Source organism: Sinorhizobium sp. NG07B, assembly GCF_002532005.1.
Lineage (GTDB): Bacteria > Pseudomonadota > Alphaproteobacteria > Rhizobiales > Rhizobiaceae > Sinorhizobium > Sinorhizobium fredii_C.
Window position 1 is genome coordinate 1 of sequence record NZ_NWTD01000013.1, and the last position, 24,024, is coordinate 24,024.

Annotated in this window: 19 protein-coding genes, 3 pseudogenes and 1 riboswitch; of the genes and pseudogenes, 13 read left to right on the forward strand and 9 right to left on the reverse strand. The window is 64.3% G+C overall.

The window, feature by feature from the left end; all coding sequences use genetic code 11:
• Positions 1-362: 362 nt before the first annotated feature.
• From CO664_RS26060 to CO664_RS26070, 3 genes are all read right to left on the reverse strand, one after another.
• Positions 363-956, reverse strand: a complete 594-nt coding sequence (locus tag CO664_RS26060) for a dienelactone hydrolase family protein (protein WP_272939083.1) — start codon at positions 954-956, stop codon at positions 363-365.
• Between the two features lie 27 nt (positions 957-983).
• Entirely contained in the window at positions 984-1,556 is a 573-nt protein-coding gene (locus CO664_RS26065; RefSeq protein ID WP_097527036.1) for a DinB family protein, read from the reverse strand.
• Between the two features lie 107 nt (positions 1,557-1,663).
• Positions 1,664-2,713 carry a helix-turn-helix domain-containing protein gene (locus tag CO664_RS26070; protein ID WP_097526977.1) on the reverse strand — a complete coding sequence of 350 codons (1,050 nt, stop codon included), beginning with the start codon at positions 2,711-2,713 and terminating at the stop codon, positions 1,664-1,666.
• A gap of 156 nt (positions 2,714-2,869) precedes the next feature.
• Here CO664_RS26070 and CO664_RS26075 point away from each other — a divergent pair, with 156 nt between their 5' ends.
• Both CO664_RS26075 and CO664_RS26080 read left to right on the forward strand, forming a co-directional pair.
• Positions 2,870-3,946, forward strand: a complete 1,077-nt coding sequence (locus CO664_RS26075) for a class I SAM-dependent methyltransferase (protein ID WP_037421498.1) — start codon at positions 2,870-2,872, stop codon at positions 3,944-3,946.
• 156 nt (positions 3,947-4,102) lie between these two features.
• Entirely contained in the window at positions 4,103-5,176 is a 1,074-nt protein-coding gene (locus CO664_RS26080; protein WP_234820012.1) for a flavodoxin family protein, read from the forward strand.
• Positions 5,177-5,230: 54 nt separating this feature from the next.
• Here the strand turns inward: CO664_RS26080 and CO664_RS26085 are convergent, their stop codons facing one another.
• Both CO664_RS26085 and CO664_RS26090 read right to left on the reverse strand, forming a co-directional pair.
• Positions 5,231-6,103 (reverse strand): MBL fold metallo-hydrolase, encoded by an 873-nt coding sequence (locus CO664_RS26085; RefSeq protein ID WP_097540311.1) that lies wholly within the window; start codon positions 6,101-6,103, stop codon positions 5,231-5,233.
• Between the two features lie 526 nt (positions 6,104-6,629).
• Positions 6,630-6,884: a hypothetical protein gene (locus tag CO664_RS26090; RefSeq protein ID WP_097540312.1), complete on the reverse strand. Its 255-nt coding sequence runs from the start codon at positions 6,882-6,884 to the stop codon at positions 6,630-6,632.
• A 150-nt stretch (positions 6,885-7,034) separates the two neighbouring features.
• Positions 7,035-7,267, forward strand: a riboswitch (cobalamin riboswitch).
• A 266-nt stretch (positions 7,268-7,533) separates the two neighbouring features.
• On the opposite strand from CO664_RS26090, the pseudogene CO664_RS30875 reads away from it, so the two are divergent.
• The 11 genes and pseudogenes from CO664_RS30875 to CO664_RS26155 all read left to right on the forward strand — a co-directional run.
• Positions 7,534-8,484, forward strand: a pseudogene (locus CO664_RS30875) (ABC transporter substrate-binding protein); the annotation flags it as partial.
• Positions 8,481-9,509, forward strand: a complete 1,029-nt coding sequence (locus CO664_RS26100; RefSeq protein ID WP_176536680.1) for an iron ABC transporter permease — start codon at positions 8,481-8,483, stop codon at positions 9,507-9,509. The pseudogene CO664_RS30875 and the gene CO664_RS26100, both read left to right, overlap by 4 nt.
• Complete coding sequence (locus tag CO664_RS26105; RefSeq protein WP_097540315.1) at positions 9,506-10,309, forward strand: ABC transporter ATP-binding protein; 804 nt, start codon at positions 9,506-9,508, stop codon at positions 10,307-10,309. Before CO664_RS26100 ends, CO664_RS26105 begins: the two co-directional genes overlap by 4 nt.
• Positions 10,310-10,352: 43 nt before the next feature.
• Positions 10,353-10,739 (forward strand): annotated as a pseudogene (locus CO664_RS26110) (plastocyanin/azurin family copper-binding protein).
• Positions 10,740-11,345: 606 nt separating this feature from the next.
• Positions 11,346-12,371, forward strand: a complete 1,026-nt coding sequence (locus tag CO664_RS26125) for an ABC transporter substrate-binding protein (protein ID WP_097540317.1) — start codon at positions 11,346-11,348, stop codon at positions 12,369-12,371.
• A 68-nt stretch (positions 12,372-12,439) separates the two neighbouring features.
• The gene (locus tag CO664_RS26130; protein ID WP_097526985.1) at positions 12,440-13,945 is read left to right on the forward strand and encodes a sugar ABC transporter ATP-binding protein; all 1,506 of its coding nucleotides are present in this window, start codon (positions 12,440-12,442) and stop codon (positions 13,943-13,945) included.
• A complete protein-coding gene (locus CO664_RS26135) occupies positions 13,945-14,937 on the forward strand; it encodes an ABC transporter permease (protein ID WP_097526986.1) in 993 nt (330 codons plus the stop codon). Before CO664_RS26130 ends, CO664_RS26135 begins: the two co-directional genes overlap by 1 nt.
• On the forward strand, positions 14,934-15,890 hold the full coding sequence (locus CO664_RS26140; protein WP_097526987.1) for an ABC transporter permease: 957 nt from the start codon (positions 14,934-14,936) through the stop codon (positions 15,888-15,890). Before CO664_RS26135 ends, CO664_RS26140 begins: the two co-directional genes overlap by 4 nt.
• Positions 15,887-16,906, forward strand: coding sequence for a LacI family DNA-binding transcriptional regulator (locus CO664_RS26145; RefSeq protein WP_097526988.1), 1,020 nt, complete (start codon positions 15,887-15,889; stop codon positions 16,904-16,906). Before CO664_RS26140 ends, CO664_RS26145 begins: the two co-directional genes overlap by 4 nt.
• An 18-nt stretch (positions 16,907-16,924) precedes the next feature.
• Positions 16,925-18,169: a Gfo/Idh/MocA family oxidoreductase gene (locus tag CO664_RS26150; protein WP_097540318.1), complete on the forward strand. Its 1,245-nt coding sequence runs from the start codon at positions 16,925-16,927 to the stop codon at positions 18,167-18,169.
• A 149-nt stretch (positions 18,170-18,318) separates the two neighbouring features.
• On the forward strand, positions 18,319-19,086 hold the full coding sequence (locus tag CO664_RS26155) for a 3-hydroxyacyl-CoA dehydrogenase (protein ID WP_097540319.1): 768 nt from the start codon (positions 18,319-18,321) through the stop codon (positions 19,084-19,086).
• A gap of 48 nt (positions 19,087-19,134) precedes the next feature.
• Here CO664_RS26155 and CO664_RS31375 read toward each other — a convergent pair.
• From CO664_RS31375 to CO664_RS26175, 4 genes and pseudogenes are all read right to left on the reverse strand, one after another.
• Positions 19,135-19,271 (reverse strand): annotated as a pseudogene (locus CO664_RS31375) (plasmid stabilization protein); the annotation flags it as partial.
• 103 nt (positions 19,272-19,374) lie between these two features.
• Complete coding sequence (locus CO664_RS26165; RefSeq protein ID WP_037421540.1) at positions 19,375-19,962, reverse strand: isochorismatase family cysteine hydrolase; 588 nt, start codon at positions 19,960-19,962, stop codon at positions 19,375-19,377.
• 724 nt (positions 19,963-20,686) lie between these two features.
• Positions 20,687-21,760, reverse strand: coding sequence for a sn-glycerol-3-phosphate ABC transporter ATP-binding protein UgpC (ugpC, locus tag CO664_RS26170; RefSeq protein WP_097540320.1), 1,074 nt, complete (start codon positions 21,758-21,760; stop codon positions 20,687-20,689).
• Positions 21,757-24,021 (reverse strand): glycoside hydrolase family 2 TIM barrel-domain containing protein, encoded by a 2,265-nt coding sequence (locus CO664_RS26175; RefSeq protein ID WP_097540432.1) that lies wholly within the window; start codon positions 24,019-24,021, stop codon positions 21,757-21,759. The genes ugpC and CO664_RS26175 overlap by 4 nt, the downstream gene beginning before the upstream one ends.
• Positions 24,022-24,024 lie beyond the last annotated feature (3 nt).

The window sequence follows — 24,024 nt, forward strand, 5'->3', positions numbered from 1 at the left end:
GAAGAGCTCGGCTGGTCGCCGAAAATCGTCGGAACAACCAGTCGTCCCGAAGGGGTGTTTTTCCGGTGCGGGGACACCGAGCTTCAACGGCACTTCGGGCTCGCGCCGCAAGTTAGCCTTAAAGACGGAATCAGGCGTTCGCTGGACGTTCTCCGTGCGCGGGCGACCCACCGATAGGGGCAGGATAAGAGCCGATCAACATCCTGCTGCGATCGAACGTATTGTAAACATGACTCAGCTCGGAATGACCTTGCCGGATCTTGCTGCCTCTGGCGCAAAGTACGACAGCTTCAGGCCGGACGCAGTCATTGGCAGTATCTGCCATCTCTCTGGCCCAAAGGGCACTCGCGTTGATCGCGATCCTACAAGCGGGCGAGGAAACGCTCGACACGATCCCATGTCAGTCTTGCGGCCACGGCGTCGTGGTCAGCGAGGGTGGGGTCGGTGTAGATATGGCCGGCACCGGGATAGGTGAAGATTTCGAGGGCGATCGGCGTTTCTGCCGCGGCAGCCCTCCAGGCAGCAACCTCCTCGGCCGGCTCGAAGGGGTCCGGATCGGCAAGGTGCAGCTGCAAAGGCACGCCGGTTCGGGCATTGGCGGGGAGTTCGGCGATGCTGTGCAGGAAGAGCAGTCCGGCGGTTTTGGGACGCTTTGCCCAGAGGGTTGCGGCGACGGCTGCGCCCATAGAAAATCCGCCGAGCACTGCCGTTGCCGGCAGGTCGGCGACTGCCCGTTCGGCTCGCTCGAAAAGCGTTCGCCAGCCGATCCCGTCCCTCAGGGCGACAGCCTCGCCGATCGAGCCGGCAACGCGGCCATCGTAAAGATCCGGCGTTACCACCTGGTGACCGGCCGCGGCCAGGCGCTCGGCAGCATCGCGCTCGAGCGGGCGCAGACCGTAGGCAGAATGGAAGAGGATTACGGTCGCCATTCTCATATCTCTCGTGCTGGTGGCAATGTCGGTGCAGCAAACCGGGCGGTCAGCCTATCGCATCAGTAGGGTCTCGCTCCAGTCCAGCGCGGCGAGGTCCTCCACCCGCGCTTCAGCATTGTCCGCCAGGATGAATTCGTCGATCTGCGGCGGCGGAACGCTGGTGCCGGAGAGCATCGAATGGATTTGGCCGCGATGGTGCTGGCCGTGCAGGAAGACGTGCAGCAGGGTGTCGGCGACGGTCTCGGTCAGCGTCCGGTCCGGCCAAGGGATACTTATCTTCCGCGACAGTACCTCGAGGGTCAGCGTCTCGCAGAAATCGACCAGCCAGTCGTCGACCTCCGCCCGCTCGGCCGCGAATTCGGCGGGGGTGGCGCGGCTGCCGGGCGGGTTCGGCGGGCCCGCCAGATCGCCCCGCAGCGTGTCGATATAGTAGCGATCGGCATTCAGGAGGTGCACCATGGTTTCCTTCAGCGAAGGAAAGAAGGAGGTCCGCGCCGCCTCCCATTCGCCGGGCTGCAGTGCCATGCAGGCGCGGTCGAGGCGCGCATTGGCAAGGCGCGCATTGCGGGCCAGCTGGCGATAGGGCCGGCAGACGAGATCCGGTGAGAAGGTCGTTCTGTCCATGATTGCCTCGTTTTCATGCGTCGACACTTTTGTGGCGGCTGCTGCGGTCGAGGTCAACGAGAAGATGCGGGCAAGGGCTTCATGCAAGCTCAGGAGTCCGATGCGCCTCAGCTCTCCCGGCGCGGCTGCGCGAATTCCGGGATCTTGAAGCGGCGGCGATAGCTTCCCGGCGTCACCCCCGTCAGCCGCTTGAAAAGACGGCGGAAGAAGGCCGGTTCCTCATAGCCCACCTGCCAGCTGATCTCGTCGACCGGGGCCTCCGTCCGCTCGAGCCGGCGCTTGGCTTCCTCGATCCTCAGCCGCTGCACATAGGAGATCGGGCTCAAGCCCGTCGCGCCGGTGAACCTGCGCTTGAAGGTGCGCTCGCTCAGCCCGGTGAGGCGGATCATCTCTTCCAGCGGATTGGCGACCGGGAAATGCGTGGCAAGCCAATCCTGCGCGGCGCTGATGGCGAGATCGTGATGGTCCTTGCGTCCCTCGAAGGTCATATAGGGGGCGAGCCCGTCTTGGTGCCATTGCAGCGCGAAGAGCCGCGCAACGGCCTGCGCTGCGGTCGCGCCGGCATGGCGGGCGATCAGATAGAGTACCAGATCGTGCCAGGTCATCGAGGCGCCCGAGCTGATCAGTTCCTCGCGTTTGCCGGAGACGACCAGCACCTGTTCGGGCCGAATCGGCACCCTGGGAAAGGCAGACTCGAAGGCGCGTGCGTAGCCGAAATGCACCGTTGCGTCGACGCCGTCGAAGAGCCCGGTTTCGGCGAGCAGAAAGATGCCGGAGCAGGCGGAGCAGAGAAGCGCGCCGCGCCGGTGCATCGCCTGGAGCCAGTCGACCAGCTCTGTGTGCAGGCCCTTTTTCCAGCCTTCCGGTCCGAGCAGGACCGAGGGGACAATGACGATATCAGTCGCCACGAGCGAGGCGACGCTGCGCTGGACGGAAATCGGCACGTGGCTGGCGAGCTGCAGCGGTCCCTGCTCCAGTCCGACGATCTCGACCCGGAAGGGCGGCGGGTCGAGCGGTGCATGGCCGAGCGGCGCCATCACAGCGAAGGCGTTCATAACGTCAAAGATGCCGGTCAGCGTCGAGACCACCGCCTCGGGGATGGCGACGAGGCTGACGTGGATGGGCTGCGTGCCGGTCTCGGCTCTCTGGCCTGGCATCTCGAATTCCCCGGTTGGTTAACGACGACGCGCAAACAGACGGCCTGTGGCGCAAACGGCCCGATTGTGGACCGATCGGCTCTGCCGCTCAACCGCGATTGCTGCGATCCTCGACCATCGCCGAAATTCATCGGCGCCCATGGAGGAGAGACGAATATGCAACAGACCCGGAAAGGAAGCGTGGACGCCGCCAAGCTCGACGCGTTCGTCGCCCGCGCGATCGGCGACCTCTCGGCTGGCTATGGCGGCGTGATGGTGAGTCTCGGCCACCGGCTCGGCCTATACAAGGCGATGGCGGAAGCCGGCCCGCTCACCTCGCGGGAGCTCGCGGGCCGCGCCGGCTGCGCCGAGCGCTATGTGCGCGAATGGCTGGGCTCGCAGCTTGCCGGCGGCTATGTCGGCTATCATGCGGTGAGTGATACCTATGAGCTGGCGCCGGAGCAGGCGCTTGTGCTGGCCGACGAGGACAGTCCCTACTTCATCCCGAACGCCTGGGCGGTGCCAGCGTCCATGTGGACGGACGAGGAGAAGGCGCTCGAGGCCTTCCGAACCGGCAGGGGCATTGCCTGGGGCGACCATGACGGGAAGCTCTTCTGCGGGGTCGCGGCCTTCTACCGCAATGCCTACAAGGCGAGCCTGGTTTCCGAATGGCTGCCGGCGCTCGACGGCGTCGTCGAGAAGCTCAAAGCCGGCGCACGCGTCGCCGATGTTGGCTGCGGCCACGGCCACTCGACGGTGCTGATGGCCGAGGCGTTCCCGGCCTCCGAGTTCCGCGGTTTCGACAACCACCTGGATTCGGTGGCGGAGGCCTGGAAGATCGCGGCGTTGGCAGGCGTTGCCGAGCGGACAAGCTTTGCGACCGCCTGCGCCGACGATTACCCGGCTACCGGCTACGATCTCATCTGCTTCTTTGATTGCCTGCACGATATGGGCGATCCGGTCGCCGCGGCCTCGCATGCCGCGAAAGCCATCGCACCGGGCGGCACCGTGATGCTGGTCGAGCCCTTCGCCAAGGACCGGGTCGAGGACAATGTCTCGCCGGTGGCGCGAATCTACTATGCCGCCTCGACGACGATCTGCTGCGCCCATGCGATCGCCGACGGCGGCCGCCTGGTGCTCGGCGCCCAGGCCGGCGAAGCGCGCCTTGAGGACGTGTTCCGCAAGGCCGGCTTCAGCCGCTTCAGGCGCGCGCTGGAAACGCCGTTCAACCTGATCCTTGAGGCGCGTCTCTAGAGCGGCGTGCTCCGTGATCCATCAACCTGAATATCCGGGCAGTACCTTACTGCCCGGAACAATCGTTGCCGAGCTCGATTACAGATTGCAGGTATAAAGAGAACGAACCGCAGCTGGACGTGCGCCATGACGAAAAGCCCTGAGACAAAACCGACGATGATTGAGCCGCGCAAGGGCACGCCAAGCCCGAGGCTCCTGGAGAGCGAATTTCGCCGCCGCTTTCTCAACCGGTTCCAGGACAAGGCCTTCGACGCGCTTCGCCCGGAACTGGACAGGATCGCTGCCGCGGCATGGGATGCCTACGAGCATCAGCGAAAGGCGCCGCGTACCCGCAAGGCCGGAGCCGCCTTCAAGGATCCGAACTACGAACTGTCGGTCGATTGGCTCGCCGCGCGCGATGCGATACATGCGGCGCAGATGCGCCACGACGACCCGGACGGGCCGGCGCGTATCCTGTTGATCAGCGGCTCGTCGCGCAGCGAGCACACCTGTCCGGGCGAGATGTCGAAGTCCTATAGACTGACGCGGATCGCGCAGGACGCTTTGGACCGAACGGACGGGGTGAAGACGACCGTTCTCGAACTGCATCGCCTCGCTTCCGAATATGGTCGCGTGATTCATCCGTGCAAGGCCTGCTTTTCCACCTCGCCGGCTCTGTGCCATTGGCCGTGTTCCTGCTACCCCAACTATTCGCTCGGCCAGGTCGACGACTGGATGAACGAGATCTATCCGATGTGGGTCGAGGCGCATGGCATCATGATCGTCACGCCGGTCAACTGGTATCAGGTGAGCTCCCCGATCAAGCTGATGATGGACCGGCTCGTCTGCGCCGATGGCGGCAATGCCGATCCGACCTTGACGAAGGGCAAGGATGCTGCACTTGCCAAGGCACTCGAACTCGAGGGCTGGAGCTATCCGCGGCATCTTGCCGGGCGGCTCTTTTCCGTCATCGTGCATGGAGACGTGGAAGGGGTCGAGAACGTTCGGCGCAGCCTGTCGGACTGGCTCTGCTACATGCATCTCGAACCGGCTGGCGCCTTGGCGGAACTGGATCGCTATATCGGCTATTGGAAGCCCTATGCGCTGAGCCATGCGGAGCTCGATGCCGACGAGGCGGTGCAGGAAGAGGTCCGCAACGCGGCGCGGACTCTCTTGGAGGCAGTGATGCTCAAGCGAAACGGACAGTGGGTCTCTGCCGGCAAGGAGCTCTCGCAGCCACGCCAGAAGTGATCGAAGCTCACGGCAAGCGATGCCCGTAAACCACGGTCGAGGCGGTGGACAAGCTCATAGCGCGGAGAGGGCGGCGATGTTCTTCCGATGCACGGCCTCATAGGGCTCGAAATACGAGACGGCCCCCGTTGCCAGGTCCTCGGCGATAAAGTCCTTGAGGGATGCGGCTCGGCCCTGTTTGACCGCCTGCATCAACTGCTCGAGGTAGCGCCGGTTGGCGTCGATGAGCCACGCTTCATATCCGCCTGCCGCGATCCGATCCGGATCGCCGTGGTTCGGCAGGATGCGATTGATCGGCCAGGTCGCCAGGCGCGCGAGCTCGCGAATGTGTTTCTCGGTGTTCTCCGCTTCGGAAACATAGGTGACGGTGTCTTCGAGCGTATCGCCGGCCAGAAGAATTTTCTCGTCCGGCAACCAGAGGATGGTCCCGTCGGCGCTGTGGATGTCGAAATGGTGGAGCTCGACACGGCGACTTCCGACCTCAAGGTCCCGCCTCGTTTCAAAGAGACGATTGGGCATGACGAGCGGGCTGATGGGCGGGACGCGTGTGGCGAGTTGATCGCGATTGGCATGAAGCAGATGGGCGGTCAGCTTCAGCGCGATGATTTCGCAATCGGCAAAGACCGCATTGCCGGCGACATGGTCATTGTGCCAATGGCTGAGGACGACCCGGATGGTCCTTGCGCCGAGCCCCTCGAGATGGCGCCTGATGGCTTGCGCATGGGCAAGCGAGATATGCGTGTCGTAGACGATCGCCTCGCCTGCATTAAAGACCGCATAGGAGGCGACCCCCAAGCAGTAGGCACCGTCATCGAGCCAATTCGGCTCCGCGCCATGAAGTCTCCGCCCCTCGATGCGGCCGTCGTAGTAGGCAAAGACGCCGTGATGCGGTTCAAGGATTCTCAGTGTCGAGGTCATGTCTGGCATGCGAGGCTCTCGAGCAAATTGGCTTCAATCTCTGCCGCGGCGGTCGGCGGGCTCGGCAGCGCAGAACTATCACACCCTGACCGCCGCTCACATCGGTTTGCGCATGATTTGGCTCTAGCCCTGCGTGGCCGGAATTAGGAAACCCGCGTTGTGGTGCCATAAATCATTGAAAGGTTGTATTTTTGTCAATTCATTAACAAATCCCTACATTCCTGCGTCTTTCGGGATCGGCCGGCTGTTGTCGGCAGGCGAACCGCAGCCAGCAGGAGTTTGCCCGATGGCTGGAAGAGGGCCGGGCGAGGGGACTGCTCGACATCGGCGAGCCGCTGCCCACCGCGCGCATCCTCATGGACCTGATCTTCGGCGCCGCGGCGCTTGAGACCGGCCAGGGACCCGAATGGCCGGGCTGACCGGAATGGCCGGGCTGACCGGACAGGCCGGGCTTCATGCGCAGCTGCATCCGCCTGATCGTCAACGGCATTGCGCAGGGGCCCGCGCAAGGCGATTGATCGTCTTCTGCGGATCGTCAGGTCATCATGCGAACCACCCAGAGAGACCGGCCCGCATGGGCTATACCCGAGACGAGCCGCAGGCGAGGGTCGTCCTTGAGCCGCTCGGCCTCGGCCGCATCGAGAAGCAGCGCCTGCCGATCGGTCTCGTTAGCGTTCGGCGTAATCCAGCAGCGCCGGTCCTCGCAGCAGAGGCCTGCTTCCGGATGCTCCTGCAGGTATTCGATCGCGTATCCGGCCTCGACTTTTTGCAGTTCCGCGTCGATCGACATCGTCCTTCCTCCCGACCTGAAATCGCTCGGGATTATACCTGATTGTGGCGGCCCAGGGAGCGGCGGCCTTGGCATCGGGGTCCGCACTGTGTGGAGGCATCGCCGAAATGTTGGTAGGCAGCACTGGCCTTGACCAGTCAAGATCAACGACTTAAGGAAGCCAGCGACGGTTCCCCTACGATGAAGCGAAGGGGATTAATAGGGAACACGGTGCGGACGACCCAACAGGGACCAAGACCGTGGCTGCCCCCGCAACTGTAAGCGGATTGCCGCCCATCCTCGTGACGCGAGAAGCGTCATGCCACTGCGAAATTGTCGCGGGAAGGCAGGTGGACGGCAGATATCCGCAAGCCAGGAGACCTGCCGTCATGCGTTCACTCCAATCACGGGCGGGGATGCCCGGAACAGGACACAGCATGACCTCTCCTTGCGCCGACCCGCGCCTTGCCTCTGGTCTTTCCCGTTCCGCGACGCCGCCGAACTGTCGGCAGGCGGGCTGACTCCGTCCGTTCGCGCCGCGACCGGCCGCATCCTTTCGGCCGTTTCATCGAATCCGGGAAATAGACTTATGAAAATCCTGTTTGCGAAATCGAAACACGGCATCCTGTGCGCAGCCGCCGGTCTTATGGCTATCGGCATGGAGGCGAAAGCCGCCGAAACCAGCTATCCGCTGATGCTCACCAATTGCGGCCGTCAGGTCACCTTTCAGAAGGCGCCCGAACGGGCCGTCTCGATCGGCCAGAGCAGCACCGAAATCCTTTACCTGCTCGGCCTCCAGGATCGGATGGTCGGCACCGCCGTTTGGATCGGGCCGGCCATCAAGGGCTACGAGGAGGTGAATGCCAAGGTCGAACGGCTCGCCGACAACGATCCGAGCTTCGAAAGCGTCGTCGCCAAGAAGCCGGATCTCGTGACCGCTCAGTTCCAGTGGCATGTCGGCCCGGAGGGCATCGTCGCCAAGCCGGAGCAGTTCGAGGAGCTCGGAATACCGGTCTATACGTCGCCGGCCGATTGCGTCGGCAAGGACAATACCGGCGGCGGCGACGGCGTTCGCCATTCGGTGTTCACGATGGACCTGATCTATCAGGAAATCACCGAACTCGCGCAGATCTTCAACGTCCAGGAGCGCGGCGAGACGCTGGTTGCCGAACTGAAGACGCGTGAGGAAGCGGCGAAGAAGAAGATCGCTTCGGCGGACGGCAAGCTTTCCGCAGTGTTCTGGTTCTCGAGCGCCGAGCTCGACATCGATCCCTATGTCGCCGGCAAGAACGGCGCGCCGGGTTACATCATGCGCTCGCTCGGCATCAGGAATGTCATCGACAGCGAAGAGGAATGGCCGACGGTGGGGTGGGAAACCATCGCCAAGTCCGGCCCGACGCTGATCGTCGCGGGCAAGATGGAGCGCCGTCGTTTCCCCGCCGACGACGTCGCCGTCAAGCACAAGTTCCTCGAGTCCGATCCGGTCACGAGCCTGATGCCTGCGGTGAAGGACGGCCATGTGGTCGAGATGGACGCCCAGGCGATGAACCCGACGATCCGGACCATCGAGGGCATCGAGGTGCTTGCCGATGCCGTCGAGAAATCCGGCCTGAACAAGTGATCGGCAGCGCACCATCCCTGTCCCGGACGAGCGCCAGCCTGCTGGCGCTCGTCGTGCTGTTCGTCGCGCTCTGGCTGGGTGCGGCGATCGGCGAGACGGCCATACCCATGAGCGTGGTGGCCAAGACGGTCGCCAACCGCCTGTGGGATGCCGGCTACGGCGTCGATGCGCTCGACGAGGGCATCATCTGGAACTACCGGGTGAGCCGCGCCATCGCTGCTGCCAGCTGCGGTGCGGCGCTGGCGCTTTCCGGCGTCGTGCTGCAGTCGCTGCTGCGCAATCCGCTGGCCGACCCCTATATCCTCGGCATCTCCGCGGGCGCATCGACCGGCGCTGTCGGCGTCGCCGTCCTCGGCATCGGCGCCGGGCTGTTGACGCTGCCGGTCGGCGCCTTCGGCGGGGCGCTACTTGCCTTCGGGCTCGTCAGCCTGCTGGCGGTGCGGGCGGGCAGGGGTCATGGCGCGATCGTTCTGGCCGGCGTCGCCGGCTCGCAGCTCTTCAACGCGCTCACTTCCTTGATCGTCACCAAGGCGGCGAATGCGGAACAGGCGCGGGCAATCATGTTCTGGCTGCTCGGCAATCTCTCCGGCGTCCGCTGGCCGGATGTCTGGCTCGCAGTGCCTGTTGCCCTGGTCGGCCTCATTGTCTGTCTCTGGCACGCACGCGCCCTCGACGCATTCACCTTCGGCTCCGAATCCGCCGCCTCGCTCGGCATCCCGGTTCGCCGGGTCTATGCCGTGCTGATCGGCGTATCGGCGATGATGACGGCGACCATGGTCAGCATGGTCGGGTCGATCGGCTTCGTCGGCCTCGTCATCCCCCATATCGCCCGTATGATCGTCGGCGTCCGGCACGGGCTGCTACTGCCGGTCTCCGCCTTGGTGGGAGCGGTGTTCATGATCGCCGCCGACATCGTATCGCGCATCATCATTCCCGGGCAGGTGCTGCCGATCGGCGTCGTCACCGCGCTGGTCGGCGCGCCCGCCTTCGCCGCCATTCTCAGCCAGCGCAGGACGGTTCGATGACGCTTTCGGCTTGCAACGTCTCATGGTCGGCCGGCGGCGCCTCGATCCTCGAGGACGTCTCGCTCGACGTCGTCGCGGGCGAGTTTCTCGGCATCGTCGGTCCGAACGGTTCCGGCAAGACCAGCCTGATGGCGCTACTGGCCGGCCTCAGGCGGCCGCGAATCGGCCGGGTTCTGCTCGACGGAGAGAGCGTCGACAGCCTGAGCCGGAAGGAGATCGCCAAGCGCATCGCGCTGGTCGAGCAGCAGGCGGAAACGGGCGAGCGCATCTCGGCGCGCCAGGCGGTGGAACTCGGCCGCACGCCGCATCTCGGGCCGTTCAGCCCGTGGTCGGCCCTGGATGAGGCCATCGTCGACGAGGCAATCCACCATGTCGGCATGGCGCAGCTCGCCGCGCGGATGTGGCACACGCTGTCGGGCGGCGAGCGGCAGCGCCTGCACATCGCCCGGGCGCTGGCACAGCAGCCGCAAATCCTCCTCCTCGACGAGCCGACCAACCATCTCGACGTCGGCCATCAGATCGGTCTCCTGCACCTGGTGCGCCAGCAGCAGCTGACGGCGGTCGCGGCACTGCACGATCTCAACCATGCCGCCACGTTCTGCGACCGGATCGCGCTGATGAGCGGCGGCCGCATCGCCGCCTTGGGACGCCCGTACGAGGTCCTCACCGAAGAGCGGATCCGCACCGTCTTCGGTGTCGACGTCGACGTCGAGCACCGAAGCGAGGGCCGCTGTCATATCCGTTACCGCGCGCCCGGGTTACCGGCTACCGGAAAGCCGATGCTGAAGAGGATTTCATGATCAATCTTACCAGGCGCTGCTCTTCGCCCTGATCGTGATCTCGATGCCCGCCATGGCCAGCGCCGAGACCGGCGAGGTCAATGCTGAACCGCGGCGAAAAGGTTTCGATGGTCTTCGAACCGGATTTCCTGGCGCTGCAGCCCGCCGACAGCGTCAAGTACATCGCCGCCAACAAAAGCCACAATGCCGCGACGATCGACTGCATGCTCCCGGACGGCAGATCAACGAGGAGATCGTCGTCACCTTCGATCGGCCGGGATTCTACGGCATCAAATGCTCGCCGGACTACGGCATGGGCATGGTGATGCTGATCAAGGTCGGAGACGTCGAGCTTCCGCAGAATTATCGTGCGATCGAGGTTCCTGCCCGGGCGATGCCGCGCTTCGAGGCGCTCTTCGCCCAGGCCGAGGCAGAGCTGGCGGGGAAATAGCGGTCGGGGCAACCCGTCGCTGGAACAGGATCGAATTGACTGACGACGGCACCCCCTCTGCCCTGCCGGGCATCTTCCCCACAAGGAGGGAGATTGGACAGAAGCGAAGCCCCGCCCCAATCAAAGCTTGCGAATTCCGAAAACACCGAGTGTCGAGAAAGGCGCCGCCGCTTCCCGATCTCCCCCTTGCGGGGAGATGCTCGGCAGGGCAGAGGGGGCGGCACTCCGATCGGCTTTTAGTTCAACCTGAAGCCATTGCCTTGCGGAATGCCATTGCGCTCACACCGGGCGGGGCCAGATCGCACAATGGCGAGACGCGAAGGCGGCGCGGTACTCCTGGAAAAACCGGCCGAGATGCACGAAGCCCAGCGTTGTGCGATTTCGGCGACCGTCGCCGATGGCTCCGCTCGATGATTTTGCGGCGGGTGCCCTCGTGCCTACCTGGCGCAGATAGCTAATCGGCGTCGTGTTGAGGAAACGGCGGAAATTCACGTGGCGCCCGGGCACTGACGCCTGCGGCGGCTGTCGCGATTCAACTTTATACTCGCCATTGAAATCGATTACATTTTCTGGCTTCATAACGCTCGCACGATTTGGGAGGATCTCATGAGGAAGTTCATTGCTTTTGCGCTCGGCACGGTTGCATCCCTCGTTGTCTCCGCATCGGCGGTCAATGCGGAAACCTTCAAGATTGGTCTTTCGAACGGCTGGGTCGGCAGCGAGTGGCGCACCCAGATGATCGACGAGGCCAAGGAAGCCGCGGCGAAATGGAAGGACAAGGGGGTCGACGTCGAGGTTTCGGTGCAGAGCGCCAATGTCGACGTGCCCGGGCAGATCGCCCATATTCGCAACTTCATCGCCGAAGGCGTCAATGCCATCATCGTCAATCCGAACAGCCCGACGGCCTTCGATCCGATCTTCGCGCAGGCGAAGGAGGCCGGCATCCTGGTGATCGCGACGGACGCGGAAGTCTCCTCGCCCGATGCGATCTATGTCGGCATCGACCAAACCGCCTGGGGTGCCGCTGGCGCCAAGTGGCTCGCCGAGACGCTCGACGGCAAGGGCAAGGTGGTGGCAATCAACGGCGTTGCCGGGCATCCCGCCAACGAGATGCGCGTCGCCGGCTATAAGTCGGTCTTCAAGGAGTTTCCGGATATCCAGATCGTCAACGAAGTGAACGCCAACTGGGACCAGGCCCAGGGTCAGCAGGCGATGCAGAACATTCTCGCCACCTATCCGGACATCAACGGCGTGGTGGTGCAGGACGGCATGGCGGCCGGCGCTTGGAAGTCGATCATGGATGCCGGCAAAAAGGACCAGATTGCCGCGACCGGCGAGATCCGCAAGGACTTCATAGACCTCTGGATCAAGGAGAAGCTAAACTCCGGCGCCACCGTCAACCCGCCCGGCGTCATGGCGAGCGCGCTGAATGTGGCGGTCCTGATGCTGCAGGGCAAGGAGCTGAAGGAACCGGCCAAGGCCGGCCAATACGGCAACGCCCTCTATCTGCCGATCCCGTTCATCGACTCGAAGAATGTCGAGGAGGCGGCAAAGCAGCTCGAAGGCAAGCCCGGCTACTATTCCTATACGAGCTCGCTGACGATCGAAGAGGCGGAAGCGCTCTTCAAGTAAGCCTTTCGACGTCAGGCGCGGGCTCTGTTGGCCCGTGCTCGACCACCGGATCGGAACGGACGCAGTCCATGTCGAAATTGAAACTGAACGGCGTGAGCAAGGCTTACGGCGCGACCTTGGCGCTCCGCCGCGGCGACCTCGAAGTCCTGGCCGGCGAGGTCCATGTGCTGATGGGTTCGAACGGCTCGGGCAAGAGCACGCTCTGCAAGATCATCGCCGGCAGTGTGCGGCCGGACGAGGGCCGGATCCTGATCGACGACACGCCGGTGACGATCACCGGCCCGCGTTCGGCCCGGGCGCAGGGGATCGGCATCTTCTATCAGGAGCTCAGCCTCGCCGCCCACCGCAGCGTCGAGGAGAATATCTGCCTTGCCGCGATGCCGGCCATGGCCGGGCTCTTCGTCGATCGGTCGGCGCTGAAAGAGCGGGCGGCGCGCTACATAGCGCTCTTCGACGGCGTCTCCGGCGATGGCTTTTCCGCCGATGCGCTGGTCGGCAACCTTCGCCCCGACCAGCGCCAGCTCGTCGAGATCATGAAGGCGCTCGCCAGCGAGGCGCCGCTCGTCATCTTCGACGAGCCGACCTCGGCGCTCGACCGCGCCCAGGTCGAGCGCTTCTTCGAAATCCTGCGCGACCTGAAGCGGCGCGGCCGCGGCATCATCTTCATCTCGCACCGCATGGACGAAATCAAGGCGATCGGCGACCGGGTGACGATCATCCGCGACGGCGAGACGATCACCACGCTCAACCTCAATGAAACCGATGCGGGTACGGTTATCCGCCTCATGGTCGGGGGCGCCGGCGACATGCCGGCCTCGCAGTCCTCGGCCCCGGCCGCCGTCGACGCCAAGGACGGGGCGGCCCTCACGGTCCGCAATCTTTCCGGCGCCGGCTTCCGAAATATCAGCTTCGAAGTGGCGCGCGGCGAAATCCTCGGCTTTGGCGGCCTGCACGGCCAGGGCCAGTCGGCGCTGCTCCGGGCGATCTTCGGCGCTGGCTCGATTTCGTCGGGCGAAATCCTGATCGGCGGCGACCGCTTCGATGCGGCAAGTCCTCGCGACGCCATCCGGCGCGGCTGCGCCTATGTTTCCGGCGATCGCGGCCGCGACGGCGTCATCAGTGGCCGGCCGATCATCGAAAACGTCACGCCCATCCATTATCTGCGCGACCGGCTGATGATCGCCAGGCCATCGAAGCTCAGCGAGCGGGTCGCGCCGGCGCTCGAAAGCATGCATACGAAATTTGCCAGCCTCTTCCATCCGATCAATTCGCTCTCCGGCGGCAATCAGCAGAAGGTGATCATCGCCCGCTGGCTGATCGACCGGCCGGTCGTGCTCCTGCTCGACGATCCGACCAAGGGCATCGACCTCTCGGCCAAGGCCGATCTCTTCGCGCTGATCCGCCAACTGGCGGCCGAGGGGCTCGGCATCCTCCTCTATTCCTCGGAGGATGCCGAGCTGCTCGGCAATGCCAACCGCATCCTGGTCTTCAACGGCGGCTCGGTCAGCCGGGAACTCACCGGTCCGGAGCGCACCCGCTACAACCTCTATCAAGCCGCTTACGAGGCCGCCTGATGGCAGAGATCGCAACCAGCTCGACATATCGGCGCGCCGGCGGCCTGCGCAGACTGCTCGAGCGCTATCCTTTCCTGCCGGCGCTCGCCATCGTCCTGGTGCTGCTTGCCTTGAACGGCGTCTTTTCGCCGAACAGCCTCAGCTACCGCTCACTGACCGGGCTTTTGAGCACCTATATGGCGCTGATCCTGCTGGCGATCGCCCAGACCTATGTGGTCTATGCCGGCGACATCGATCTTTCCGCCGGCTCGATCCTGTCGCTCGTCAATGTCGCGATCGTCGTTTTAATGGAGCGCTGGGGGGGAGGCGCCGGCGCGGTGCTGCTGGCGCTTGCCATCGGTCTCTTGCTGGGGCTTGCCTGCGGCCTTGTCAACGGGCTCGTCGTCGCGGCGCTGCGGCTCCAGGCGATCGTCGCCACCTTCGCGACCAGCATCTTCTTTACCGGCCTGGCGCTCTACATCCTGCCGGTCGCCGGCACGCCGGCGCCGACGATCTTCTGGCGCACCTATGGCGGCCTGCTGCTCGGGCTGCCCTTCGTCTTCTATATCCTCGTGGGCCTGGTCGTGCTGCTTGCGGTGTTGAGCCGCACGCGCCTTGCGACGCAATTGCTCGCCGTCGGCGACGACCGGCAGGCGGCCTACCAGACCGGACTGCCGGTGGTGGCTATCCGGATCCGCGGCTATCTGCTCTGCGGCCTGTTCTCCGCCCTTGCCGCCTTCTGCATCACCGGCGACACGGCAAGCGGCGATCCGTTGGTCGGCGGCAAGATGACGCTTTTCAGCGTCGCCGCGGTGGTGCTCGGTGGCAGCGCCCTTTCTGGCGGATGGGGGACCGTGGTCGGCTCGCTCCTCGGCGCGCTGACGATCGGCCTCATCAGTTCGGTGGTCTTCTTCATGGGCACGCCTTCGGAGTGGCAGAATTTCGTCCAGGGCCTGGCGATCCTCATCGTCCTGATGGCCGGCGTGCTTGCCGGACGGAGGTCGCGGCCATGAGCAGGGTGATGTCTTTCCTCCGCCGGCCAATCGTCGTCGCGCTCGCGCTGATCGTCCTGCTCCTCTATCTCGGCGAACTTTTGTCTCCGGGCTTTGCCAGCGGGGCGCAGATCCTGCGGCTCCTGATCGTCGCCTCGCTGCTCGGCATCGTCGCGGCCGGCCAGAATGTCGTCATCCTCGGCGGGCGCGAGGGCATCGATCTCTCGGTCGGCGGCGTCGTATCGCTGTCGGCGATCATCGCCGGCAACGTAATGGACGGTGCCGATATCGGCATCCTACCGGCGATCGCCGCCTGCCTGGTGGCCGGCGCCTTCTTCGGGCTGCTGAACGGCCTCGGCATCACGCTGCTGCGCATCCCGCCGCTGGTGATGACCCTCGGAATGCTCGGCGTTTTACAGGGTCTCCTCGTCGTCATCCGCATGGGCATTCCCTCCGGTCAGGCCGCACCCGCTCTGTCGCGCTTCGTCACCCAGCCGCTTTTTCTCAGTGTGCCTGGGATCATCTGGTTGTGGGTGGCGATCGGCATCCTAATGGCCTTCATGCTCAACCGCACCGTCTTCGGCCATCGCATCTATGCGATCGGCTCCAACGAGCACGCGGCCTATATGGCCGGCGTCCCAGTGAGGCTGATGCGCGTTGCGCTCTTCATGATTTCCGGCATGTTCGCGGCCGTCGCCGGGCTATGCCTGCTCGGCTATTCCGGCTCGTCCTTCGCCAATGTGGGCGAGCAATACACGCTGACCTCGATCATCGCCGTCGTCTTCGGCGGCACTTCGCTTGCCGGCGGCAAGGGCGGCTATACCGGCACCATGGCCGGCGCCTTCCTGCTCGTCATCCTGCAGGGAATTCTCACCACCGTGAACATCGACGAATCCGGCCGGCAGATGGTGTTCGGGGCGACGCTTCTTCTCCTCATGATGTTCTATGGCCGGGGCCGGGCGATGCGCGTATGAGGGACCGGCCGAAGATCAAGGACATTGCCGAGAAGGCCGGAGTGTCGGTCGCCACGGTCTCGCGCGCGCTTTCCGACTCGGCGCTGGTGACGGCGAAGACCCGTCAGCGCATCCATGATCTGGCACGCGAGCTCAACTATCGCCCCAATGTCACCGCCCGCAATTTGAGGACCCGCAAATCGATGGCGGTGCTGCTTGTCGTGCGCGACGTCGGCAACCCTTTCTATCTCGACATCCTGAAAGGCGTCGAGGCAACGGCGCGCGAAGCCGGCTATGCAGTGCTGATGGGCAATACTGAGAACGATCCGGTGCGCGAGATCGAATATTTCGACATGCTGCGCGACGGCCATGCCGATGGCATGATCCTGATGACCGGCAAGCTGCCGCCGCCGGGCGGAAATCGCACGGGCAGCTGGAGCCACCTGCCGGTGGTGGTAGCGCTGGAAATGATCGAGGGTTCGGGACTGCCGCATGTGCAGGTCGACAATGTCGGGGCCGCGCGCGAGGCGGTCGAGCATCTGATTTCCCTCGGGCACCGGCGGATCGCCCATATCAGCGGGCCGGTTCCCGAGCCGATGAGCCTCTACCGCCGCGAGGGCTACCGGCTTGCCATGCGCGAAGCCGGCCTCGCGATCCCGGACGGCTACGAGGTGCGCGGCAACTTTCTGCTCGAAAGCGGCCAGGACTGCTGCCGCTCGCTTTTTGCCCTGCCGGAGCCGCCGACGGCGCTCTTCGTCGCCAATGACGAAATGGCCTATGGCGCCGCCCACGAACTGAGGCGGATGGGGCGCGACGTGCCCGGCGAGGTCTCGGTCGTCGGTTTCGACGATCTCTATCTGAGCAAGGCCTTCTATCCGCCGCTGACGACCGTCGGACAGCCGCGTGCCGAGATCGGCCGCACGGCGATGGGCCTTTTGCTCAGCATCCTTTCGGGCGGTAGCCTCGACGGCGGCGAACCGATCGTGCTGCCGACGGCGCTCAATATCAGAGGCAGCACGGCACCGCCGCACGCATAGCGATTTGGGGAGGGAAGAATGACCACACTACCGAAAGAGACCCTGCGCGTCGGCTTTGTCGGAACCGGCTTCATTGCCCGCTTCCATCTGCAATCGCTCCTCGGCGTGCGCCATGTGGAGGTGACCGGCGTCTACAGCCGCAAGGCCGAAAACCGCGAGCGCTTCGCCGAGGAGGTCAGGGCGCTGGAGCTCGGCAGCTGCCGCACCCATGGGAGCCTCGACCATCTCCTCTCGGCCGAGGATGTCGATGCAATTTGGATCCTCTCGCCCAACTATACGCGGCTCGAGGTGATGCGGGCGCTTCACGCGGAGATTAAGGCGGGCCGCAGCCGCGTCTTCGCGGTCGCCTGCGAGAAGCCGCTGGCGCGCACCGTCGCCGAGGCCCGCGAGATGCTGCGTCTCGCCGAGGACGCCGGCCTTAACCACGGCTATCTCGAAAACCAGGTGTTCTGCACCCCGGTGCTGCGCGGCAAGGAGATCATCTGGCGCCGCGCCGCTTCGACAACGGGCCGACCCTATTTGGCGCGCGCCGCCGAAGAGCATTCGGGCCCGCACGAGCCATGGTTCTGGCAGGGCGACAAGCAGGGCGGCGGCGTGCTGTCCGACATGATGTGCCACAGTGTCGAGGTGGCGCGCCATCTGCTGACGGCGCCGGGCGCGCCGCGCAATTCCCTCACAGTGAAGTCGGTCAACGGAACCGTCGCGAACCTGAAATGGACCCGACCGAACTATGCCGATCAGCTGCGGCAGCGATACGGGAGCGAGGTCGATTACCGCAACCGCCCCTCGGAGGACTTCGCCCGGGCGACCGTGACGCTCGAGGACGAGGCGGGCAATGAGCTGATGATCGAGGCGACAACCTCCTGGGCCTACGTCGGCGCCGGATTACGCATCCAGCTTGAGCTGCTTGGCCCCGAATATGCGCTGGAATACAATTCGCTCGGCACGGGGCTGAAGATCTTCCTGTCGCGGGCGGTCCAAGGCTCCGAGGGCGAGGACCTTGTCGAGAAGCAGAACGCCGAACAGGGGCTGATGCCGGTGCTCGAGGATGAAGCCGGCGTCTATGGCTATACGGACGAGAACCGGCACATGGTCGAGTGTTTCCGCAAGGGCGTCCAGCCGCTTGAAACCTTCGAGGACGGCCTTGCAGTCGTCGAGATCCTGATGGGGCTCTACCGCTCGGCCGAAATCGGCGCGACCCTGCATTTCCCGGCGCCGGAGCTTGAGAATTACGTGCCGCTGGTGGCGCGCACGGGGGCATAAAGGCATCCTCCCATTCGGGGTCGCCTGCGCTGGTGCGTCTGGCTATAGTCCCTGCAGAGGATTCGGCCGGCGGAGAATGACCAGCCAAAGCGACGGGAGGATAAGAGGATGCAGACAAACTCGGCTAACCGAGGGGGCGGAGCGCGGCCATGCTGATCCTCGACAAGGTTTTCCTGGTCACCGGCGGCGGCTCCGGACTTGGGGCGGCGGTGGCGCGGATGTTCGTTGCCGAAGGCGCTCAGGCGGTTATTGCCGACGTCAATGAGGAGGCAGGCGCCGCGATCGCCGCGGAACTTGGTGACCGCGCCTGCTTCGTGCGCACCGACGTGACGAGCGAGACGGACGGCGCCGCCGCGGTGCAGGCGGCGCTCGACGGCTTCGGGCATGTGCACGGGCTCATCAACTGCGCCGGCATCGCGCCCGGTGAAAAGGTGCTCGGCCGCGACGGGCCGCACCGGCTCGACAGTTTCGCCCGCGCGATAAGCATCAATCTCATCGGCACGTTCAACATGATCCGGCTTGCCGCCGCGGCGATCGCGAGGGAAGAGCCGGATCTCGAAGGCGGCCGCGGCGTGATCGTCAATACCGCTTCGGTTGCCGCTTTCGACGGGCAGATCGGCCAGGCGGCTTACGCGGCATCGAAGGGCGGCGTCGTGGCGATGACGCTGCCGATCGCCCGGGAACTCGCCCGTTCCGGCATCCGCGTCGTCTCGATCGCGCCCGGGATCTTCGAAACGCCAATGATGGCCGGCATGCCGCAGGAGGTGCAGGACTCGCTCGGCAAGAGCGTGCCCTTCCCGCCGCGCCTCGGCCGGCCGGGCGAATATGCGTCACTGGTGCGGCATATCTGCGAGAACGACATGCTGAACGGCGAGGTCATCCGCCTCGACGGGGCGCTGAGGATGGGGGCGCGGTAGGTCACGGTGAAGTCGCCGAGGTTACGGGTCGCCAGATCGGCTCCGCGGACGCTCTTCAACGGTCGACAGCGTAGCGCGCAGGATGTCGCAAGCCTCATCCTCCATGGACCGCCCATGTGCCGCCGCGCGAAGCTTAAACCTTGCATCAACGCGTCATCGAGATTGCGTATCGTCATGCTGGCCACGGATCGCTCCTATCATCAATGACTGCAGTTTAGTCGGAAGATGCTGCAGAAGGAACGGAGGTGCAGCCTCCTCGTTTCGCCCCGACTTGGCATAGTCCGATAGCTAGACTTCGCCGCCCGACGACAACCATTCTTCGGTGTTCACGACCTTCACTTGAACCGAGAAGCGGTTGCCCAGAAGTTCGAGCGATGCATCGTGCGTTTCATCGGTGGTACTGCACACCGCGTCCTTCAGCAGAACGACCTTGTAGCCGAGATCGACGGCTCCGAGGGTCGCGGCGAGGACGCAGATGTCCGTCTCTCCTCCCGTCACGACCAGCGTCCCGATGTCCTGATCAGTGAGGGCGCGATGCAGCCGGCCGCTTGTCCAGGGGGAATAGGTGGCCTTGTCGAAGATGCGTCCGGGCGGGACCAATCTCTTCAGGTCCGGAACCAGATCCACGAGTTCTGGGTCCAGTTGGGTGGTCGTCATCATCGGCCATTTTTCGTAATAGGCCCGCCACATGCCGGGCATCTGCTCCGGGGCGGGTGGCGGCACGAACCGCGTGAAAATCGTGCGCTCCGGAAAACGAGCGGCAACCTCGACGACTTGGTCGAACACCTTGGGCATCCACGCCACGTGCCAAGGGGTGTTCTCGGCGAACATCCGCTGCACGTCTATGCACAGGTGGATCCATTTCTCCTGGTTCATGTCGTTCTCCGCGCTCCTTCTGACGGCAGGCACCGAGCGATGTGCTTAAGAACTCGAAGAGTGAAGTGCAGTTCCACAAGAGTTTGGAGATCCGTTGCTTGGCGGTCGGCTGATGGCGCCGATACAGCAGCTTCGTCATCGAAGCTTGACTGCGCTATTTGCCGTCGTCGTTTTCGGTCTCCGCGAAAGCGCCGGCCGTGAGGGCTGACCATTCTCGCTGTTCTCGCCCTCATCGGCGGTCACGCCCTGGGCGAGCCCCATCAACACATACTCGCGGCGCTGGTGAGCTCGCTTTCCGGTGCGGCGCGATCTGCCGCCGTCACCGACACATTCGCCTGCATTGGTCGCGGGGGTGCTGTCCGTGCCGCCTCTGCCGTCGTCTTTGGCTTCGGCCTTCGCGAGCGCAGCTTTCAGCTTGGCAAGCTCGGAATTGATCTTCGACTTCTCATCGTCGGTTTTCGCGCGCGAACTCGTCCTGCTTGGCCGCCAGTTGGGCCTTGAGCTCCAAGACGGTGCTGCTTGTGCTGGACGTCGAGATCGCGCTTGTCGTCCCCGCCGAAACTGCCTCTACCATTCTGATCCCCGTTGGTGACTCGCATGGAGGAGCAGTAGCGCAAGGTAATTAAGGTAACCGACCCCCCGGCCGGGTACCCATTTGCGGATGTCGGGCAAGGCGCCGGGCCGGCGCCGGCGAGCGGAGAGGAGTAGCGCTCCCCCAAAACCGCTATCTCAACCGCTTGCCATTTTCGTCGAACACCAGGGCGCAGGCCGGATCGAAGCGGGCGGCGATGCGGTCTCCGGATTTGAGGCCGCGGCCGTTCTTTGTTTCGATCACCACGAGCTCGCCATTGCCGTGGCGGGCATAGGCAAAGGTCTCGCCGCCGAGATGCTCCAGCATGTCGATCGCCAGGTCGAGGCTTGCCGAGCCCTGCTCCTTGAAGTGTTCGGGACGGATGCCGACCGTCACGGGCGTTCCGGGCGCCACGCGCGTGAGAGCGACCGGAACTTTCGTGTCGGCATAATCCGGCAGCCGCGCATAGATTTCGCCATCGTCAGTCTCGATCACCCCCTTCAGGAAATTCATCTTCGGCGAGCCGATGAAGCCGGCGACGAAGAGGTTGGCGGGATCGTCGTAGAGGTCGAGCGGCGAGCCGACCTGCTCGACGACGCCGGCGCGCATGACGACGATCTTGTCGGCGAGCGTCATCGCCTCGACCTGGTCATGCGTCACATAGATGATCGTGGCGGCGAGCTGCTTGTGCAGCCGCGCGATCTCGATGCGCATGTGGACGCGCAGCTCCGCGTCGAGATTCGACAGCGGTTCGTCGAACAGGAAGATCTTCGGGTGGCGGACGATCGCCCGGCCGATTGCCACGCGCTGGCGCTGGCCGCCGGAAAGCTGCTTCGGCTTGCGCTCGAGCAGCGGTCCGAGCTCGAGGATGTTTGCCGCCTCCATCACCCGCTTTTCGATCTCGACCTTGGAGACGCCGGCGAAGCGCAGGGCAAAGCCCATGTTCTCGCGGACGGTCATATGCGGATAGAGCGCATAGGACTGGAACACCATGGCAATGCCGCGCTTAGACGGATCGACATCGTTCATCAGCATGTCGTCGATCGTCAGGTCGCCGGAGGTGATTTCCTCGAGACCGGCGATCATCCGGAGCAGGGTCGACTTGCCGCAGCCGGACGGGCCGACGAAGACGACGAACTCGCCGGACTTGATGTCGAGATCGACGCCCTTGATGACTTCCAGGCCGCCATAGGACTTGCGGACGTTGCTGAGTTGAAGTTCACTCATGCGCGCTGCGCTCCTTCGGGCGTGGCGGCGAGCTCGAGCTTCGCGGTACCGAGGCGCGAAGAGCTCACGCTTACCGATATGTCGCCGGCAGCTCCCGTCGATTCCAGCCAGAAGCCGGTCGAGCCGCCCTGGAAGATCACTTTGCCCGGCCCGAGAAGCCGCGCCGGCCCCTTGACCTCGATGTCGATCGCGTCATTGAGGAAGGGGAGGATGTTGCCGACCTGGTCGAGGGCGCGGACGATGACGCGCACGCTGTCGCGCCCCTCGGCCCGGATCGTTTTGCTGTCGGCCTCGATTGCCAGCGTCGTCGGCAGCGGATCGGCGACCATTTGCAGATGGGCAACAGCCTTGCCGCCGATAAAGCCGGTGAACTCGGCGCTTTCCCACTTCATGCCCCAGACGCCGAGCTCGTCCTTGGTGAAGTGGCGATGGTCGATGACCACGGGCGCATGCGGCAAATGCGGGAAGGTCTCGCGGTCTGGGCCGACGCGCTTGGTAAGCGAGCCATACTTCAGTTCGATCTCGTCGCAGTTGGTGAGCACGATCAAGGGCAGCACGCCTCCGATATTGCGCTCGCCGCGGGCCCAAAAGGTGACCGGCTTCATCACCACTTCTTCCGAAGGGTCGCATTGGCTCGCGTAAACGTAAGCGGCGAATTTCGGATCGCGGAACATGTCCATGACGCCGTGATAGCAGATCCGGTCGCCGGAGCCGAAATCCTTGTGGGTGTTGTAGTCGAACATGCACCAGCCGATCGCGCCGGAAATGCTCGGATCGCCGTGCGCCGCGTTCAGCACCTCGAGATGTCGGCGGACATGCTCGGCCTGCCGCTGCTCCTGGTCGTAGATCTTCGTCGGGTACATGTGGCCGCCGAACTCGGTGATGAGATAAGGCACCTTGCGCGAAAGCCCGGTGCATTCCTGCTGCGGGCGCAGCGGTGTGCGCGGCCGGTTCGAGCCGGGCAGTTCCTCGTTGCCGAGGATGAAGTCGTTCATCGTGTATACGTCTTCCAAAAACTCGCTGTCGGTGATGTAGCGCACGCCGCCGGTTTGCCGGGTCGGGTCGAGCTCGCGGGCGAGGCGGTTCGTCTCGACGTAAAAATCATGCGAATCCTGCGACTCGTTGATCCTGACACCCCAGATGACGATCGACGGGTGGTTCCAGTCGCGCTCGATCATACGGCGAACGTTCCGGATCGACTCCTGTTTCCATTCCTCGCCGCCGATATGCTGCCAGCCGGGAATTTCCTCGAAGACGAGCAGGCCGATGCGGTCGCAATGGTCGAGGAACCATTTCGACTGCGGATAATGCGAGGTGCGGACGAGATTGCAGTGAAGCTTGTGCTTAAGGAGTTCCGCGTCGCGTTCCTGCGCCGTGCGCCCCATGGCATAGCCGACATAGGGGAAGGCCTGGTGGCGGTTGAGGCCGCGGATCTTCAGCGGCCGGCCGTTCAGCCGGAAGCCCTCGACCGTGAACTCGGCGGTGCGGAAGCCGAAATGCGAGGCGACGAGGTCGCGGCCGTGATCGGTCCTGAGCTGCACTTCAGCCTGGTAGAGCACCGGATGGTCGATGTCCCAGAGCGACAGGCCCTTGAGTCCGGTCATTTCCAGCGTGACGCTCTCGCCCCGGGTCTCGCCGATGGCTTCGGCCAGAAGCTCGCCATTGGCATCCCTCAGGAGCGCCGTCACGGTACCGGCGAAGGCGAGGCCTTGCGGATTGGCGAGATCGCAGCGGATGGTGACGGACTTCGCGTCGGAGAGCACGTCGCCGGTTTCGATCTTGATATTGCCGATCGCGACCGGGTCGGTGAGCTTCAGCCATGTGTCGCGATAGATGCCGGCATAGGTGAGATAATCGATCCGCCCGCCGAAGGGCGGGATTTCCGGGTTCTCGCTGCCGTCGATCTTGACGGTGATCAGGTTGTCGCCCTTGCGGAGCCTGCCGGTCAGCCGCGCTTCGAAGGGCGTATAGCCGTCCTTGTGGGCGATGATCTCCTCGCCGTTCAGATAGACGACCGCATCGGCCATCGCCGCGTCGAAGACGATCGAAACCTCGCGGCCTTCGAATTCCGGGCTCCAGGCAAGCATCTTCTGATAGGTGAAGGCGCGTTGATAGCAGGTCTCGTCGAAATAGTTGAACGGCAGCTCGACGGCGTTGTGCGGCAGGCTGACGGGCTCGCCCGCCTTGAGCTTGCCGGCATCGGCGGCATTGAAGCCTTCGAAAAAGACCCATGAATCGTTGAATGAGGTGACGGAGCGCATCAT